The following is a 15,643-nucleotide window of genomic DNA, read 5'->3' as shown; positions in this document are numbered from 1 at the left end:
TAAAAAATTTATTGCAAAAGAGTTTTAAACAAAGTATACTATTTTTCGTGAACTTCTTATTAGCAAATGAATACTGATTTAGCTACTTAAAGGGTTAGGACCTCTTCGGACTAACTTTCCCCCGTGGTAGTTAAGATTTTGCCAAAGGACACGTTCATTTTGACGAAAAAAATTATGTCAAAGGGGGAAACACGAAATGGAAACAATGGGTCGTCATGTAATCTCAGAATTATGGGGTTGCGATTTTGAAAAATTAAACGATGTAGTAGGAATTGAAAAAACATTCGTAGATGCTGCGCTGAAATCAGGTGCAGAGGTACGTGAGGTAGCTTTCCATAAATTTGCTCCTCAAGGTGTTAGTGGAGTTGTGATCATTTCAGAATCACATCTGACTATTCACAGTTTTCCTGAACATGGTTATGCCAGTATTGATGTATATACTTGCGGTGATTTAGATCCTAACATCGCTGCTGAATATATTGCAGATGCTCTTGGTGCTGACACGCGTGAAACAATTGAATTGCCACGTGGTATGGGTCCTGTACAAGTGAAGAAGTCTCAGGCTCAAGCTCAAGCCCTTTAATCGAAGATAACTCAGAAGAGATGCGTATTAGATGCATCTCTTTTTTTATGCTTTTGTACAGAATTGATTTTGAATTTTCATTCGTGCGGTTTTCGTGTAAAATAAGGGTAAATAAAGGGAGGAACTTTATATGAGCGGAATACGTACTTTTTTTAAACGGTTTCAATCAGAATGTGAGACATCTGATCAGCACGAAGATAAAGACCTGAAATCACGTTATTATAAATCCATGCATCAAGGTGCATTTAATGCAGTATTAGAGTTATTCTCATCCTCTGAGTATGAGGTGATTTCCCAGTCTAAGGACAGAGGGGAAATTACGGTCCGTAAAAATGGTACTCCCCAACTGTTTATCGTCGCAACGGTCATCACGGTAAGACCTTTTGAAACGGCAGTCGATTTCAAGGTCAGCGCGGATAGAGGGAAAGTCTTTGGTACATATACGGTCTTAAAAGCACAGATTAACCATTATTATCAAAAGCTTGACAGTGAATTGACAAAAGTGAAATAACGGTAAATCCTTTATTAGCTTGTGTAAGTCGCAGCTTTTTTATATGATGAAAGTAATAGTATGTAATAACGGAGCTGATATTATGAAGTGCCCGTCTTGCCAGCATAATGGTACACGAGTAGTGGACTCCCGACCTGCTGATGAAGGACGTTCAATCAGGAGAAGAAGAGAATGTGAAGTATGTACTTTCCGCTTCACGACCTTCGAGAAGGTTGAGGAGCTTCCTTTAATTGTGGTGAAAAAAGAAGGGGTAAGAGAAGAGTTTAGTCGAGAGAAGATTTTGAGAGGGTTGATCAAGGCTTGTGAGAAACGCCCGGTACCTCTTGAGAGATTAGAAAAGATCTCAACGGATATTGAAAAGGACCTCCGTAATCAAGGTGCTTCTGAAGTAGAATCGGTTAAGATCGGTGAGATGGTCATGGATCAACTTGCTAAGGTAGATGAAGTTGCATACGTACGCTTTGCATCTGTGTATAGACAATTCAAGGATATTAATGTATTTATAGACGAACTGAAAGAATTAATAAAGAAAGAGTAGAAGAATGAGCTGAAGATGTAATTCTTTAGCTCTTTTCTCTTTATTTTTTTGAAAGGTAGAATCCAACTATGATGAAGAAGCATTGGAATGAAATACAACCAATCGATCACTACACGGTAGGGACAAATGGGATTCTTCAGGAATACGATCGGAAAATCATCACGTTTCTGTACCAGCCTTTAATTGGTTCGGTTTGTTACAGTCTTTATATGAGTTTGTGGGGAGAAGTAGAAGAAAACAGGCTGTGGTCCACACATTCTACTCATTATCATCTGATGAACGTTCTGTCTGTTAATCTTCAAGAAGTATATGAAGCGAGAATGAAGCTTGAAGGGATAGGATTGTTAAAGGCGTTCGAAAAAAGGGACAACGAGGATCGGAGCTTTCTTTATGAACTGCAGCCACCTCTTACCCCTCAGGAATTCTTTCATGATGGCATGTTAAATGTGTATCTTTACCGGAAAATAGGCAGGACTCATTATTTGCGTTTAAAGAAATTCTTCACTGACGAATCGGTAGATAAACAGCAACACGTAAACATCACCAGGTCCTTTCAGGATGTTTTCACATCGGAACAGATTAATTTTCTCCAACACGATGCAAATATGGATTCCGAGACTAAGTCTGGTGAACAATATATGAAATATGGGAAGAATGGTGGTCTTCCACTGGATGATATCGATTTTGATTTTCAGTTATTACTGGCAGGGTTATCTGAATCCATGGTTCCACGTAAAGCCTTTACGACTAATGTAAAGGAAACGGTTCTGAAACTGAGCTATCTGTACGGAATTGATCCTCTTCAAATGAAAAATATCGTCCTTAGCTCCCTGGATGCAGATGATACCATCGATATAGAGCTGCTGCGCAAAACCGCACGTGATTGGTATGGGGTTCAGACAGGTGATCAACTGCCCGATTTGACTGCGAGAATAGAGACTAAAGCGCCTGTGAAATCGGATAAACCCCGCACGAAAGAAGAAGAGCTTATTGATTATCTGGAAACAACGTCGCCCAAGGATGTTCTATCTGACATATCAAATGGAGGAGCGCCTTCTAAGGCAGACCTTCAGGCTGTTGAAGAGGTGCTCATGTCACAGAAGTTGCCGATTGGTGTCATGAATGTCCTGGTACAATATGTTTTGCTGAAAACGGACATGAAGCTCACAAAAGGATATATGGAAAAAATCGCGTCCCATTGGTCGAGGAAAAAGGTGACGACTGCAAGTGAAGCCATGGAATTAGCCAAAAAAGAACACAAGCAGTATCTTGAGTGGGCTGAAGGGAAAAAGGAAAATAAAACGAATAGACGAAGAAAGCCGACTCGTACGGAAAAACTCCCGGAATGGTTCCAGGAAGGTGAAACCGAGAAAGAAATTGATCCTTCCCTTGATGGATATGATTTCGAAGCAGAAAAGAAGAAACTCGAAGAAGAGCTTAAAAATTTTCGGAAGTAGGTGAACGTAGCGGTGGAGAGAATAAATAACACCCTGAAAAAGTTGGCGACTTCTGGTTCGTTTCAACAAAGATATGAGCAAATGAAAAAAGAGATTCTTGAAAACAATGATGTGAAGGATTTTATTCGCAGGAATGAAGGCCGTGTAACAGGGGAAATGGTAAATGAGAGTCTGATGAAGTTATATGAATACATCTCTCAAAGTAAAGAATGTCGATACTGTCCTTCTTTACAGGAGTGTAAGAATATGATGGAAGGGTATGACCCTCATTTGGTGATCAGGGGCAACACCATCGACATCGATTACCATCGCTGCCCTCGAAAAGTCATTCACGATGAAAGAACGAGCGCCCAGCGTCTAATCAAGAGCCTGTATGTGCCGAAGGATATTTTGCAGGCATCTTTCTCAACCCTGGATCTTGATTCGAAAAGCCGATTGGAGGCAGTTCGATTAGCGAAGAATTTCGTGGAGAACTATACAGAAGGTACAAAAATGAAAGGACTCTATTTTTACGGCAAGTTCGGAGTGGGTAAGTCCTATTTGTTAGGGGCGATGGCCAATGAACTCGCCGAGAAAAAAATTGCGTCCCTGATTGTGTACGTTCCTGAATTCTTTAGAGAAATCAAGCAATCGCTGGGAGACAACACGGTAAATGAAAAACTTGAAATGGTTAAAGTGGCACCGATCCTCATGCTCGATGACATCGGCGCAGAAACCATGTCAAGCTGGGGAAGAGATGAAATCCTGGGGACGATCCTCCAATACAGGATGCTTGAAAACCTGCCGACATTCTTCACTTCCAACTTCAACTTCAACGAACTGACGCATCATTTGACGTACAGTCAGCGGGGAGAAGAAGAAAAACTGAAGGCTGCGCGGATCATGGAACGGATTAAATACTTGTCTCAGCCTGTGTTGATTGATGGGCGAAATAGAAGAGAATAGAATGTAAGAGAGGAAATTGCATGCGATTTCTTCTCTTTTTTTGTGCATTCGACACTTTGATGTGTGTTTTTTGCAATTTTTGTAAATCGGCTGGATTATTAGGGGGAACGGCCGGATTATTCCAAGAAATGGCTGGATTATGGAGGTTTTCGGCTGGATTTTCGGAAGAAACGGCCGGATTATCGGCAAAGTCGGCCGGATTACTCATCGTGCATGGAAGCTAATGCATGTTCATGGAGTCCATAACGGCATAGATTCAAAAAGAAACAATTAAATTCCCTCATCAACTTCTAAATGATACAAGCCTCCCATATATATAAATCAGGGATTTGGGTTTAAGGAGGCGAGAAAGTTTGATTGAATTTATTTTCAAGCAAAAAAATGATGCGTTAAAGCTTCAAGCACACCTCAATAAAGAGTTCATCCAATCATGGTTTCATGAAACGCTCTTTCAACATACAACTCACTATAATCTGACGATAGAGGTTTCCCCTTTCTTCAAGGAAAGAGAAAAACTATTCAATGGGGTTTCCCACTTTGTCTTAAATGATAAATGCATGGACTGGTCCGAATCAGCCCTGAAAGAAAATTACTTCTATGAAGATGTTGATGAAATCAATCAAATATTAGAAATCGTATCAGAGATGAGGATGGGGGAACGACCTGAATTGATGGAGCTTATCGGTGAATGGGACGAGGCCGAATACGTCCATGACGGTCTGGAGCTTTTGTTGGAAGGGAAGGCCCCCATATCATTCGACTCCTTCAGCAAGTTCAGGCTGAAGAAGCTTCAGGAGAGACTGCTCCTTATGCTGGATCTTGCTATTGATGAATATAAGATGGAGCAGGAATATCAAATGTTTGTCCATATGCTGCGGGAGTATCTGGCATCGAGGGAGCAGAAAATGCGCACGATCCATCTGTACTCGACGGGTTACGGCTATCGTTTCTTTGATGAAGACATGAAAGAGGTGACACGGCAGGAATTGACGAAGGCGATTGATAAACGCCTTCTGACGAATCACCCGTTATACGTTGATTCATACACCATAGCTCCGTTATTATCCCTTGCACCGGAGAAGATACTCGTGTACGGGAATGGGGACCATCAATTAATCAGGACGCTTCAGAATATTTTTGAAGAACGAATCGATCTTTTGCCGTTGAGTTACTTCCCTGATACACTTCTCTATCCTTCCTGGGATATCGCGAATGAATAGGCTTCTTATTTTATGGAATGCTCTTGCTTTTCAAAACATAACCGATTATAATACCTACATAATAAGTCAATAAATAAAGGTTATGATGAGGACAACAATATTCCTATTCCATTCACAGAGAGGGAAGTCTCCTGGCTGCAAGCTTCCTAATTCGGTAGTGATATTTACCACCTCGGAACTTCAATTATGAACTGAATCTTGACGGATTCACAGTAATGATTGACGGCTAAATGTCGTTATTCGTTTTCAATGAAGTCATTGTCTGTATTTTGCACACAATGAGAAGTTGGGTGGAACCACGAGTTTACTTATTAACCTCGTCCCTTCAAGCGTGAAGGGGCGGGGTTTTTTATGTTTTATAGAGATTACTTAAGGAGTGAAATCACATGTCAGAAGTAGTGAAAATGCAGTTCCCCGATGGAAATGTCAAGGAGTTTCCTAAAGGGACAACAACAGAAGAGATTGCTGCGTCCATCAGTCCCGGACTGAAGAAGAAGGCGCTCGCTGGTAAAATAAATAATGTATTAATTGATTTACGTACAGGGATTCAAGAGGATGGGGCGATTGAAATCGTTACACCCCCAGGAGAAGATGCACTGGAAATTCTTCGTCACAGTACAGCCCATTTAATGGCACAGGCGATTAAACGCCTATATCCTGAAACAAAGCTTGGAATCGGACCTGTCATCGAAGGTGGATTCTATTATGATATTGATTCCGAGCACACGTTCACTCCTGAAGATCTTCCATTGATCGAGAAAGAAATGAAGAAGATCACTGGAGAAAACCTGGAAGTGGTCCGGAAAGAAGTAAGCCGCGACGAAGCGCAGAAAATGTATGAAGAAATCGGTGACGAGTATAAGCTTGAATTACTTGAGGCGATTCCTGAAGGAGAACAAGTCTCCATTTACGAGCAAGGAGAATTCCTCGATTTATGTCGTGGAATCCACATTCCGTCCACAAATAAAATTAAAGAGTTCAAACTGTTAAGCATCGCTGGGGCCTACTGGCGAGGGAACAGTGATAATAAAATGCTTCAACGCATTTACGGTACAGCCTTCTTCAAGAAAGAAGACCTGGAAGAGCATCTGCGTCTTTTGGAAGAAGCGAAAGAGCGTGATCACCGTAAAATCGGTAAAGAATTGAATCTATTCATGAACTCGCAAAAAGTGGGACAAGGCCTGCCGATGTGGCTGCCTAAAGGTGCCACGATCCGCCGCATCATCGAGCGTTATATCGTTGATAAAGAAGAACGTTTAGGCTATGACCACGTGTACACACCTGTCATGGGAAGCGTTGAGCTGTACAAAACAAGCGGTCACTGGGATCATTACCAGGAGAATATGTTCCCTGTCATGGAGATGGATAATGAAGATCTTGTCCTTCGCCCGATGAACTGCCCTCATCATATGATGATTTACAAAAACGGCATTCACAGCTATCGTGAGCTTCCGATCCGGATAGCCGAGCTTGGTCTGATGCACCGTTATGAATTGTCAGGAGCACTATCAGGCCTTCAACGTGTTCGTGGAATGACTCTGAATGATGCACATATCTTCGTCCGTCCTGATCAGATCAAGGAAGAATTCAAGCGTGTGGTACGCCTGGTTCAGGAAGTGTACAAAGACTTTGATCTGAATGACTATTCCTTCCGTCTGTCTTATCGTGACCCTGAAGATACTGAGAAGTACTTTGATGATGATGAGATGTGGAACCGTGCACAAGGAATGATCAAGGAAGCCATGGATGAACTGGACGTTGAGTATTTTGAAGCAGAAGGGGAAGCGGCATTCTACGGCCCTAAACTGGACGTTCAAGTGAAAACGGCCCTTGGTAAGGAAGAAACGTTATCCACTGTTCAGCTGGACTTCTTACTTCCAGAGCGCTTTGACTTAACATATGTAGGGGAAGACGGGAAGCAGCATCGTCCGGTTGTCATCCACCGTGGTGTCGTATCTACAATGGAACGCTTCGTGGCATTCCTGATTGAAGAATACAAAGGAGCATTCCCGACTTGGCTCGCTCCGACGCAGGTTCAGGTGATCCCGGTTTCTCCGGATGTTCACTTCGACTATGCGAAAGAAGTGAAAGAAAAGCTTCAGTCTGAAGGGCTGCGTGTTGATATCGATGACCGTAATGAAAAGATCGGTTACAAGATCCGTGAAGCGCAGATGAGTAAAGTTCCTTACATGCTTGTGGTGGGGGATAATGAAATCAAGGAAACGGCTGTCAACGTACGTAAATACGGAGAGCAAAAATCAGAAACGATTTCCCTTGACGAGTTCATCGGCCACATCACAAAAGAAGCCAAACGATAAGAAGAGAAAGAAGGACGGACCTTGCATCAAGGTCCGTCCCTCCCATATAAATTTCAAAAAACTATTGCACTCTCCTTAGATGTCTGATATTATGAAATACGTTGTGATATTAAATGATTATTTGACAGCGGTATTGTCATGTGATATATTATCTAAGGTGAATTGAATACAGTTTGGTACAAGAAGAAGCTACCCGCTTCTCACCTGAATAACGCGTTCAGCTGTTTACAGGTATGTGATTGACTATTAAAGCCATTATATATGCTTAATAATCAGGTGCGGGTGTTTCGACACTCGCATCTTTTTTGTATGCTTCAAGCATGCAGAGGAGGTCCGAGTGCGTCGGCCAAAGCCGTGTATTCTTTTAATAAACCTTGGAGGTGGCTAATTATTAGCAAAGACATGATTTTAAACGAAACGATTCGTGCCCGTGAAGTACGTCTTATCGATCAAAACGGTGAGCAACTTGGGATTAAAACCAAGAATGAAGCTCTTGAAATCGCTGAACGTGTAAATCTTGATCTTGTTCTGGTTGCTCCAAATGCAAAACCACCCGTTGCTCGTATCATGGACTACGGTAAGTTTAAGTTTGAACAACAGAAGAAAGACAAAGAAGCGCGTAAGAATCAGAAGATCATCAATCTTAAAGAGGTGCGTTTAAGCCCGACGATTGATGAGCATGATTTCAACACTAAGCTTCGTAACGCTCGTAAGTTCCTTGAAAAAGGAGACAAAGTTAAAGCGTCAATCCGATTTAAAGGTCGTGCGATTACGCACAAAGAAATTGGTCAACGCGTTCTGGATCGCTTCAGTGATGAGTGTAAAGATGTAGCAACCGTTGAATCAAAACCGAAAATGGATGGTCGCAGTATGTTCTTGGTGCTTGCACCAGTTAACGAAAAATAAAGGACCCGAGGAGGAAAAGCACATGCCAAAAATGAAAACTCACCGCGGCTCAGCTAAGCGTTTCAAGAAAACAGGTTCTGGTAAACTTAAACGTTCACACGCTTACACAAGCCACTTATTCGCAAACAAATCTACTAAAGCAAAGCGTAAGCTACGTAAAGCGGCTGTTGTCTCTAAAGGAGATTTCAAACGCATTCGTCATATGCTTGACAACCTAAAATAAGAAGTAATAGAAACAGGAGGGAATTATTATGCCACGCGTAAAAGGCGGAACAGTAACACGCAGACGTCGTAAAAAAGTTCTTAAATTAGCCAAAGGTTATTTCGGTTCAAAACATACTTTATATAAAGTAGCAAATCAACAAGTCATGAAATCATACATGTATGCTTATCGTGATCGTCGCCAAAAGAAACGTGATTTCCGTAAATTATGGATCACACGTATCAATGCGGCTGCTCGTATGAACGGTCTTTCTTACAGCCGTTTAATGCACGGATTGAAGCTTGCTGGTATCGAAGTTAACCGTAAAATGCTTGCTGAGCTTGCGATTGCTGACGAAAAAGCATTCAACCAATTAGCAGATGCTGCTAAAGCTCAACTTAACAAATAATTACTGCTGACTAAGTTAGCAGTCAAAAAGGACTGGCCTCTGGCCGGTCCTTTCTTATATAAATCTCATTGGAAAGCAGGTAGAAATCATGGGTACGTTAACAGGTATTTTATATCTATATGCTATTGTCATCAATATCATCGGCTTTATCATCATGGGCAAGGATAAGAGAAAGGCGCAGCGAAATGAATATCGCATCAAGGAGAGTACTTTGTGGCAGGTGGCGATTCTCGGGGGCAGCATCGGCGCATATATGGGAATGAAGGTATACAGGCATAAAACGAAACATAAAGTATTCGCTTTCGGTTTTCCGCTTCTTGTCATGCTTCATAGTCTGCTTTTTATCTGGCTGAATACTAAGTTGTAGAAATTGAAGTTTTCATTCTTTAACCCGTCTCCTTTACATACTATATAGAGAGTGGCTATAACAGCTTAGAAAAGAAGAGGAGGTCACCTTAGCCATGGACGAACGGTTAGTTGCTGCATTCGCCCTCATGGAAGCTAGTGGGTATTTGGCTCCTGTTCTGTTTATCTTGTTTCATATCCTAAGGCAATTTTTGTTCATCCCGGTAGCCCTTGTCTGTATGGCGGGAGGAGTGCTGTTCGGAAGTATATTCGGCACTCTGTATTCATTAATCGGATTAACGCTCTTATCTATTACTTTTTATTTTGTAATAAAGAGCTTTACATCTTTCTATGAAAAGCTTCTGAGACTGAAAGAAAAATGGTTTGGAAGAAATGCTACTCTCACAACCGGTCAAATTGCTATTCTGCGGTTGATTCCTTTTGTTCATTATCAGCTGCTGAACCTTTGTTTGCTTGAACGCAAGAAAAAGCTTAAACCTTTCATCCGGGCCTCAGTTATTTCTAATATTCCCCTGGCGTTTTTTTACACGGTTTTCGGTCAATACATCAAACAATTTTCCCCTCCTATTCTTGTCATGATTTTGCTGGCACTCATCGTCCTCTTTTACCTGCTAAGAGAAAAAGTAAGAGTGATCGAATGGAGAGAGTTCTTTCCGGGTAAATAAAAAACGGCTAAGCAGCCGTTTTTTTATTGCTTATTTTTTAGGAATTCATGAATCGGGCTTTTCCAATCCAGCTTTGCATTAGGGTATCTTTCTTTGATTTCATTCTGCAGGTATTGAAAATCTTCTTGAGTCAGTCCCTTTAAAGAAGAGATGTTTTTTGACCAAACAAAGATGGAAACCACCTCAAAGGATTTTTCTGTTGCTCCCAGATATTTTTCTCCTTCGAAAAGAACTCCTTTATACGTTATGTGAAAATTCTTACGTACATTTTCCTGATCATCGAGAAAGTAAAAACGTTTCTGCTCCTGGGCAAGTTCCAGCTTTCGCTTTGGGTCTATGATGTATTTCACACTGCGGTATAAAAGATAAAGAATAAGGAAAAAAATCACTAACCGAATAAGCCAAAGCATTCCCATTACCTCCCTAGGCATAAGTCTTCTCCTATTATTTACGATAAAAACAGAAAAAGGTTTCATTTTATTTAAAATTTCTTTGAAAATTTGTCATACTAAGAGAGAACATCAGAAAAATGGGCATCACGAGGGGAGAAAACGTCATGAATATTGAAAAGTTATTGGACATGCAGGAGAAGCTGGATCAGCATATTGAAGAAGAGCACGGTTTGCGAAACGCAGATTTAATTGAAAAGAAGATCCTTGCCCTCCTTGTTGAAGTAGGGGAACTGGCTAACGAAACGAGAAGCTTTAAGTTCTGGAGTAAGAAATCACCTTCATCGAAGGAAGTGATCCTAGAAGAATTTGTGGATGGAATCCATTTTATCCTGTCATTGGGACTTGAAATCGGTATTCAGCAATTTGATTTAGGGGAAACCAATTACGCAAATGAAGATGTAACGAAACAATTCCTGGAAGTATTCAAGTCGGCCAATCACTTTGCTGAGGAGCGTTCGGTTGAGCATTTTCAACAATTGTTCAGGCATTATGTCTATTTGGGTGAGTTGTTAGGGTTCTCCCATGAAGAGGTGTTTGACGCTTATGTAAAGAAGAATGAAGTGAATTATAATCGTCAAAAAGAAGGATATTAATCGGTTCACCAGTGATAGTTTGAGAAGATTCAGGAAATTTTGATGAATCGGACAGATTTTAGTATAATGAGAGTGTATAAACATTTAGGGGGTCGAAACAGTGACAAAATTAGACGAAACATTGACTATGCTCAAGGATTTAACCGATGCAAAAGGTGTACCGGGGAATGAAAGAGAAGTACGAAACGTAATGAAGCGATACATAGAACCATTTGCAGATGAAATCACAACAGATAATCTGGGGAGCTTAATTGCTAAAAAAGTAGGAGATGAGAACGGACCTAAGATCATGGTGGCCGGGCATCTTGATGAAGTCGGCTTCATGATCACTCAAATCGACAGCAAAGGTTTCCTGCGTTTTCAAACAGTAGGAGGCTGGTGGTCACAAGTCATGCTTGCCCAACGAGTGACGATCGTGACGAATAAAGGAGAAGTAACGGGAGTGATCGGTTCCAAACCGCCGCATATCCTGCCTCCGGAAGCACGTAAAAAGCCGGTTGATATTAAAGATATGTTTATTGATATCGGAGCTTCAAGCCGCGAAGAAGTACAAGAGTGGGGAGTGAAGCCGGGGGATATGGTTGTCCCTCATTTCGAATTCACGGTGATGAACAATGAGAAAATGCTTCTTGCGAAAGCATGGGATAACCGCATCGGATGTGCGATTGCCATTGATGTACTGAAAAATCTGAAAGGTCAAGAGCATCCAAACGTGGTATATGGTGTAGGAACAGTGCAGGAAGAAGTTGGCCTGCGTGGAGCGAGAACGTCAGCAGCCAAGATCCAGCCTGACATTGCCTTTGGTGTAGATGTTGGAATTGCAGGAGATACACCTGGCGTTTCTGACAAGGAAGCCTCAAGTAAAATGGGTGAAGGCCCGCAAATCATCCTGTATGATGCATCCATGATTTCTCACAAGGGGCTTCGTGACTTTGTAACAGATACAGCGGATGAGCATAACATTCCGTATCAATTTGATGCCATTGCCGGTGGTGGAACCGATTCCGGTGCGATTCATTTAACGGCAAACGGAGTTCCTGCTTTATCAATCACCATTGCGACCCGCTATATCCATTCCCATGCTGCGATGTTGCATCGTGATGATTATGAGAATGCGGTTAAACTGATTACAGAAGTGATCAAGAAGTTAGATAAAGATACAGTGGCGAAGATTACATTTGATTGATTGTAAGGAAAGAGACCCTATCGGATTAGGGTCTCTTTTTCATGAGATAGTGTGGCTGTCATTATAAAGTCATTTGATCAGATAGGGTCATGTCGGCACCGATCGTTTTTTTAATAATGCGAATGGCACTTTCATTGTCCTCGTCTGTCTCTGAAGCCATGCAATCCTTAGGTATCGAGATATCGTACTCTCTCATGTAGGCATCATTGGCGGTGTAGAGTACACAGATATCCCCTGCGATTCCTGTTAGTATCAGGTGTTTTACATCCAGCTGATGAAGCAGGATATCAAGTTGCGTCCCGAAAAAGCACGAATGCTTCGGTTTGATGATAAAATAGTCATCTGTATCAGGGTGAAGTCTTTCGATTACGGTTTCACCTTTTTTCTTTTTGCAATGCTCGATAATGTCATTCATATTGTCCTGCCAGAGACCGTAGTTATCATTCACATAAATGACCGGCATGCCGGATTCCTTCGCTTTTCTCTTCATTTCGCGTATATTATCTACAATCTTCAAAGTGTTTTCGTATAAATCCTCTCCACCTTGGAAATCAAAGGTGTTAATCATGTCGATGATCACTAATGCGCTTTTCTTGTGACTCATACATTCGTTTCCCCTTCCGTTACCTTATGTATTTTTCATTACCACTGAAAGAGAGGCAGTAAAACCAAATCAGGGGAAAATTTTAATATGGATGGCGCAGGTAAATAAACAAGGGCAACCCATATTCAGGGTCACCCATGTTCTTACTGTGGTTGTTGTTGCTGTTGCTGTTGCAATGATTCCTCTAATGTTTCGAGGACCATTTTTTGTTCCTGGGGATCTGCGTTTTGCCAGAAGACTTCAAGGAGTACACCCAGTCCAGGAAGGGTTTTTTCTTCTCCGCCTTGGATTGCATCGACGATGGTGTCTCTCAGTTCGTCCTGGTTGTTACCAGATACGTTGTGTATGATTGCTTTTCGTAAGTTAAGATTCATCACACATTTCTCCTTTTTTGATAGGATGAGGAATTCATTGTTATCTTGTCTCAAATTGAATTTATTATGTAGGAAAGTTAAGGTATAATGAGACCTTGAATAGTAATCTAAAGGAGCGGATACGATTGAAGTATATTCAATCCTCGAAAAATCCTGTTGTGAAGCAGTGGAAGAAATTACTAACCAAAAAAGAGCGGGATCTCACCCGTACATACATAATTGAAGGTTTTCACCTTGTGGAAGAAGCATTGAAGCAGGAGGATACGGTCCTTGAACTGATCCAAGTGGAAGGAACCGATCTTCCTCAGAAATGGACCGTAGACTCCGTTTCCATGACGATGGTATCAGAAGAAGTCGGTAAAGCCTTGTCCGATACCGAGACGTCGCAAGGGGTTTTCGCCGTTTGTAAGCAAAAAGAAGATGAACATGACATTGATAAAGCGGCAACATTCATGCTCTTGGATGGACTTCAGGATCCCGGGAATATCGGGACGATCATTCGCACGGCTGATGCAGCGGGTATTGATATGGTCGTGTTAGGCAAGGGAACGGTTGACCCCTATAACCCTAAGGTATTACGCTCTGCACAAGGAGGTCACTTTCATATTCCGATTATTAGAAGGGATCTCCATGAAACCATTTCAAAATTGAAAGAACGGGACATCCCTGTATACGGGACAGCACTTGAAAATGGTGTTGAATATACAACGATCAATCCCCAATCTTCCTATGCTCTTATAGTAGGTAACGAAGGAAATGGTATGTCGAAAGACCTCCTAACTGAAACCGATCAGAATCTATATATTCCGATCTATGGGAAAAGCGAATCGTTAAATGTAGCGATCGCTGCGGGGGTTTTATTATACTATTTTAAAAATGGGCAGTGAATTTCTTGAAAAGGTTTGAAATTCGCCTGGACATTCACTATAATAATGCACATATAACTTAAAAAACGTTGAAAGAGGAAAGTAGCACATGACCTTCTTTAAGGGAGAGAATGCCCTGGACTGAAAGCATTCTTAGGAACGCATGATGTGAAGATTTCACCTCTCGAGTTGGCATCGGGACCATTCAGTTGATGGATGTAAAGATGCTCCGGCAAAGCCGTTATCCGAATGAAGTGAGTATGTCCCTTGTGTGGATATGCTTATAAGGGTGGTACCGCGATATAAACCTCGTCCCTTTTTGGGATGGGGTTTTTTTATTTGTTTTCAAACCAATCCAGTACGATCATTCGGACGATATACATTAAAGGAGGAAGTATAAATGGAGGACAAATTACGATCCCTTCAACAAGAAGCAATCGAAAAAGTGAACGAAGCACAGGATTTAAAAGAACTGAATAATATCCGTGTAGCTTATCTGGGTAAAAAAGGACCCGTAACCGAGGCTTTAAAAGGAATGGGGAAACTTTCAGCGGAAGAGCGTCCTAAAATGGGGGCCCTTGCGAATGAAGTTCGTGGAGCCATTACAGAAACACTTGAAGCGAAGCAGGCCATTCTTGAAAAAGAAGCAGTTGAAAAGAAGCTTCAATCTGAAACCATCGATGTTACGTTACCAGGGCGCCCTGTGAAAAAAGGGAATCACCATCCGCTCACGATGATTGTGGAAGAAATTGAAGATTTATTTATCGGAATGGGCTATACCGTTGCTGAAGGACCGGAAGTGGAAAAGGATTATTATAATTTTGAAGCACTGAACCTTCCCAAGGGACACCCGGCCCGTGATATGCAGGATTCCTTCTATATTACGGAAGAAACCCTTCTGCGCACTCATACTTCTCCGGTTCAAGCAAGAACGATGGAACTGGCAAAAGGCAAAGGACCAATTAAAATTATTTGTCCAGGGAAAGTGTATCGTCGTGATACAGATGACGCAACACACTCTCATCAATTCACTCAAATCGAGGGACTCGTCATCGATGAAGACATCCGCATGAGTGACCTGAAAGGAACGCTTAATGTGTTTGCGAAAAAGATGTTCGGCGAAGATCGTGAAATCCGCTTGCGCCCGAGCTTCTTCCCGTTTACAGAGCCTTCAGTGGAAATGGATATATCATGTAAAATCTGTGGTGGAAAAGGCTGTCGTGTATGTAAAGGAACGGGATGGATCGAAATTCTTGGAGCAGGAATGGTTCACCCGAACGTACTCGAAATGGCAGGATTCGATTCCAAGAAATACACAGGCTTCGCATTCGGAATGGGACCTGAACGTATTGCCATGCTGAAATACGGAATCGATGATATCCGTCATTTCTACACAAACGACACGCGCTTTGTCACTCAGTTCGGAACTCAAGAGTAAAAGAAAATTG

At 41.7% G+C, this 15,643-nt stretch carries 19 protein-coding genes and 3 other annotated features; of the genes, 16 read left to right on the top strand and 3 right to left on the bottom strand.

Annotated elements, in window-relative coordinates; translation table 11 throughout:
* Positions 1 to 196: 196 nt before the first annotated feature.
* The 12 genes from speD to ACIFOD_RS19545 all read left to right on the top strand — a co-directional run bounded on the left by speD (position 197) and on the right by ACIFOD_RS19545 (position 10,120).
* Positions 197 to 583: an adenosylmethionine decarboxylase gene (speD, locus tag ACIFOD_RS19600; protein ID WP_113969581.1), complete on the top strand. Its 387-nt coding sequence runs from the start codon at positions 197 to 199 to the stop codon at positions 581 to 583.
* A gap of 130 nt (positions 584 to 713) precedes the next feature.
* Positions 714 to 1,094 (top strand): cytosolic protein, encoded by a 381-nt coding sequence (locus ACIFOD_RS19595; protein ID WP_397552003.1) that lies wholly within the window; start codon positions 714 to 716, stop codon positions 1,092 to 1,094.
* Positions 1,095 to 1,176: 82 nt separating this feature from the next.
* Complete coding sequence (nrdR, locus tag ACIFOD_RS19590; protein WP_113969579.1) at positions 1,177 to 1,632, top strand: transcriptional regulator NrdR; 456 nt, start codon at positions 1,177 to 1,179, stop codon at positions 1,630 to 1,632.
* Between the two features lie 71 nt (positions 1,633 to 1,703).
* Positions 1,704 to 3,089, top strand: a complete 1,386-nt coding sequence (locus ACIFOD_RS19585; RefSeq protein ID WP_430315960.1) for a replication initiation and membrane attachment family protein — start codon at positions 1,704 to 1,706, stop codon at positions 3,087 to 3,089.
* 12 nt (positions 3,090 to 3,101) lie between these two features.
* Complete coding sequence (dnaI, locus tag ACIFOD_RS19580) at positions 3,102 to 4,034, top strand: primosomal protein DnaI (RefSeq protein WP_397552005.1); 933 nt, start codon at positions 3,102 to 3,104, stop codon at positions 4,032 to 4,034.
* A gap of 353 nt (positions 4,035 to 4,387) precedes the next feature.
* On the top strand, positions 4,388 to 5,254 hold the full coding sequence (locus tag ACIFOD_RS19575; protein WP_430315959.1) for a putative sporulation protein YtxC: 867 nt from the start codon (positions 4,388 to 4,390) through the stop codon (positions 5,252 to 5,254).
* Positions 5,255 to 5,327: 73 nt separating this feature from the next.
* Positions 5,328 to 5,582: a binding site (T-box leader), on the top strand.
* Positions 5,583 to 5,640: 58 nt separating this feature from the next.
* Positions 5,641 to 7,572 (top strand): threonine--tRNA ligase, encoded by a 1,932-nt coding sequence (gene thrS / locus ACIFOD_RS19570; RefSeq protein WP_113969575.1) that lies wholly within the window; start codon positions 5,641 to 5,643, stop codon positions 7,570 to 7,572.
* 174 nt (positions 7,573 to 7,746) lie between these two features.
* Positions 7,747 to 7,884 (top strand) — a sequence feature (ribosomal protein L20 leader region).
* A 90-nt stretch (positions 7,885 to 7,974) separates the two neighbouring features.
* Positions 7,975 to 8,478, top strand: a complete 504-nt coding sequence (gene infC, locus ACIFOD_RS19565) for a translation initiation factor IF-3 (RefSeq protein WP_060671022.1) — start codon at positions 7,975 to 7,977, stop codon at positions 8,476 to 8,478.
* A 22-nt stretch (positions 8,479 to 8,500) separates the two neighbouring features.
* Positions 8,501 to 8,701: a 50S ribosomal protein L35 gene (rpmI, locus tag ACIFOD_RS19560; protein WP_032087387.1), complete on the top strand. Its 201-nt coding sequence runs from the start codon at positions 8,501 to 8,503 to the stop codon at positions 8,699 to 8,701.
* Positions 8,702 to 8,729: 28 nt separating this feature from the next.
* Positions 8,730 to 9,089 carry a 50S ribosomal protein L20 gene (gene rplT, locus ACIFOD_RS19555; protein WP_113969573.1) on the top strand — a complete coding sequence of 120 codons (360 nt, stop codon included), beginning with the start codon at positions 8,730 to 8,732 and terminating at the stop codon, positions 9,087 to 9,089.
* An 88-nt stretch (positions 9,090 to 9,177) separates the two neighbouring features.
* Positions 9,178 to 9,456 (top strand): DUF1294 domain-containing protein, encoded by a 279-nt coding sequence (locus ACIFOD_RS19550; protein ID WP_149156231.1) that lies wholly within the window; start codon positions 9,178 to 9,180, stop codon positions 9,454 to 9,456.
* Between the two features lie 94 nt (positions 9,457 to 9,550).
* Positions 9,551 to 10,120, top strand: coding sequence for a TVP38/TMEM64 family protein (locus tag ACIFOD_RS19545; RefSeq protein ID WP_397552007.1), 570 nt, complete (start codon positions 9,551 to 9,553; stop codon positions 10,118 to 10,120).
* A gap of 23 nt (positions 10,121 to 10,143) precedes the next feature.
* Here ACIFOD_RS19545 and ACIFOD_RS19540 read toward each other — a convergent pair whose 3' ends face one another.
* Positions 10,144 to 10,530, bottom strand: a complete 387-nt coding sequence (locus ACIFOD_RS19540; RefSeq protein ID WP_397552008.1) for a sigma-w pathway protein ysdB — start codon at positions 10,528 to 10,530, stop codon at positions 10,144 to 10,146.
* Between the two features lie 146 nt (positions 10,531 to 10,676).
* Here ACIFOD_RS19540 and ACIFOD_RS19535 point away from each other — a divergent pair, with 146 nt between their 5' ends.
* Together ACIFOD_RS19535 and ACIFOD_RS19530 are read left to right on the top strand one after the other, a co-directional pair.
* Positions 10,677 to 11,165 (top strand): dUTP diphosphatase, encoded by a 489-nt coding sequence (locus tag ACIFOD_RS19535; RefSeq protein ID WP_430315958.1) that lies wholly within the window; start codon positions 10,677 to 10,679, stop codon positions 11,163 to 11,165.
* A 100-nt stretch (positions 11,166 to 11,265) separates the two neighbouring features.
* Positions 11,266 to 12,351 (top strand): M42 family metallopeptidase, encoded by a 1,086-nt coding sequence (locus tag ACIFOD_RS19530; RefSeq protein ID WP_397552010.1) that lies wholly within the window; start codon positions 11,266 to 11,268, stop codon positions 12,349 to 12,351.
* Between the two features lie 61 nt (positions 12,352 to 12,412).
* Here the strand turns inward: ACIFOD_RS19530 and ACIFOD_RS19525 are convergent, their stop codons facing one another.
* Together ACIFOD_RS19525 and sspI are read right to left on the bottom strand one after the other, a co-directional pair.
* Positions 12,413 to 12,955, bottom strand: a complete 543-nt coding sequence (locus tag ACIFOD_RS19525; RefSeq protein WP_430315957.1) for a cysteine hydrolase family protein — start codon at positions 12,953 to 12,955, stop codon at positions 12,413 to 12,415.
* A 143-nt stretch (positions 12,956 to 13,098) separates the two neighbouring features.
* Positions 13,099 to 13,329, bottom strand: coding sequence for a small acid-soluble spore protein SspI (sspI, locus tag ACIFOD_RS19520; protein WP_430315956.1), 231 nt, complete (start codon positions 13,327 to 13,329; stop codon positions 13,099 to 13,101).
* A 125-nt stretch (positions 13,330 to 13,454) separates the two neighbouring features.
* Here sspI and ACIFOD_RS19515 point away from each other — a divergent pair, with 125 nt between their 5' ends.
* Both ACIFOD_RS19515 and pheS read left to right on the top strand, forming a co-directional pair.
* On the top strand, positions 13,455 to 14,216 hold the full coding sequence (locus ACIFOD_RS19515) for a TrmH family RNA methyltransferase (protein ID WP_430315955.1): 762 nt from the start codon (positions 13,455 to 13,457) through the stop codon (positions 14,214 to 14,216).
* A gap of 59 nt (positions 14,217 to 14,275) precedes the next feature.
* Positions 14,276 to 14,515: a binding site (T-box leader), on the top strand.
* An 80-nt stretch (positions 14,516 to 14,595) separates the two neighbouring features.
* Entirely contained in the window at positions 14,596 to 15,633 is a 1,038-nt protein-coding gene (pheS, locus tag ACIFOD_RS19510; RefSeq protein ID WP_430315954.1) for a phenylalanine--tRNA ligase subunit alpha, read from the top strand.
* The last annotated feature ends 10 nt before the right edge of the window (positions 15,634 to 15,643 follow it).

It is taken from the genome of Rossellomorea sp. NRS-1567 (assembly GCF_050467885.1).
In the GTDB taxonomy this organism is placed as follows: Bacteria; Bacillota; Bacilli; order Bacillales; family Bacillaceae_B; genus Rossellomorea; species Rossellomorea aquimaris_C.
The sequence above is the reverse complement of the archived record's forward strand: the minus strand, read 5'-3'. Positions and strand labels throughout refer to the sequence as shown.

Coding starts and splice junctions, on each gene's coding strand:
- infC (WP_060671022.1), top strand. CDS start 7,975: ATGATTTTAAACGAAACGATTCGTGCCCGTGAAGTACGTCTTATCGAT.
- pheS (WP_430315954.1), top strand. CDS start 14,596: ATGGAGGACAAATTACGATCCCTTCAACAAGAAGCAATCGAAAAAGTG.
- ACIFOD_RS19525 (WP_430315957.1), bottom strand. CDS start 12,955: ATGAGTCACAAGAAAAGCGCATTAGTGATCATCGACATGATTAACACC.
- ACIFOD_RS19535 (WP_430315958.1), top strand. CDS start 10,677: ATGAATATTGAAAAGTTATTGGACATGCAGGAGAAGCTGGATCAGCAT.
- speD (WP_113969581.1), top strand. CDS start 197: ATGGAAACAATGGGTCGTCATGTAATCTCAGAATTATGGGGTTGCGAT.
- nrdR (WP_113969579.1), top strand. CDS start 1,177: ATGAAGTGCCCGTCTTGCCAGCATAATGGTACACGAGTAGTGGACTCC.
- rpmI (WP_032087387.1), top strand. CDS start 8,501: ATGCCAAAAATGAAAACTCACCGCGGCTCAGCTAAGCGTTTCAAGAAA.
- sspI (WP_430315956.1), bottom strand. CDS start 13,329: ATGAATCTTAACTTACGAAAAGCAATCATACACAACGTATCTGGTAAC.
- ACIFOD_RS19595 (WP_397552003.1), top strand. CDS start 714: ATGAGCGGAATACGTACTTTTTTTAAACGGTTTCAATCAGAATGTGAG.
- ACIFOD_RS19540 (WP_397552008.1), bottom strand. CDS start 10,530: ATGCTTTGGCTTATTCGGTTAGTGATTTTTTTCCTTATTCTTTATCTT.
- ACIFOD_RS19550 (WP_149156231.1), top strand. CDS start 9,178: ATGGGTACGTTAACAGGTATTTTATATCTATATGCTATTGTCATCAAT.
- rplT (WP_113969573.1), top strand. CDS start 8,730: ATGCCACGCGTAAAAGGCGGAACAGTAACACGCAGACGTCGTAAAAAA.
- ACIFOD_RS19585 (WP_430315960.1), top strand. CDS start 1,704: ATGAAGAAGCATTGGAATGAAATACAACCAATCGATCACTACACGGTA.
- ACIFOD_RS19545 (WP_397552007.1), top strand. CDS start 9,551: ATGGACGAACGGTTAGTTGCTGCATTCGCCCTCATGGAAGCTAGTGGG.
- thrS (WP_113969575.1), top strand. CDS start 5,641: ATGTCAGAAGTAGTGAAAATGCAGTTCCCCGATGGAAATGTCAAGGAG.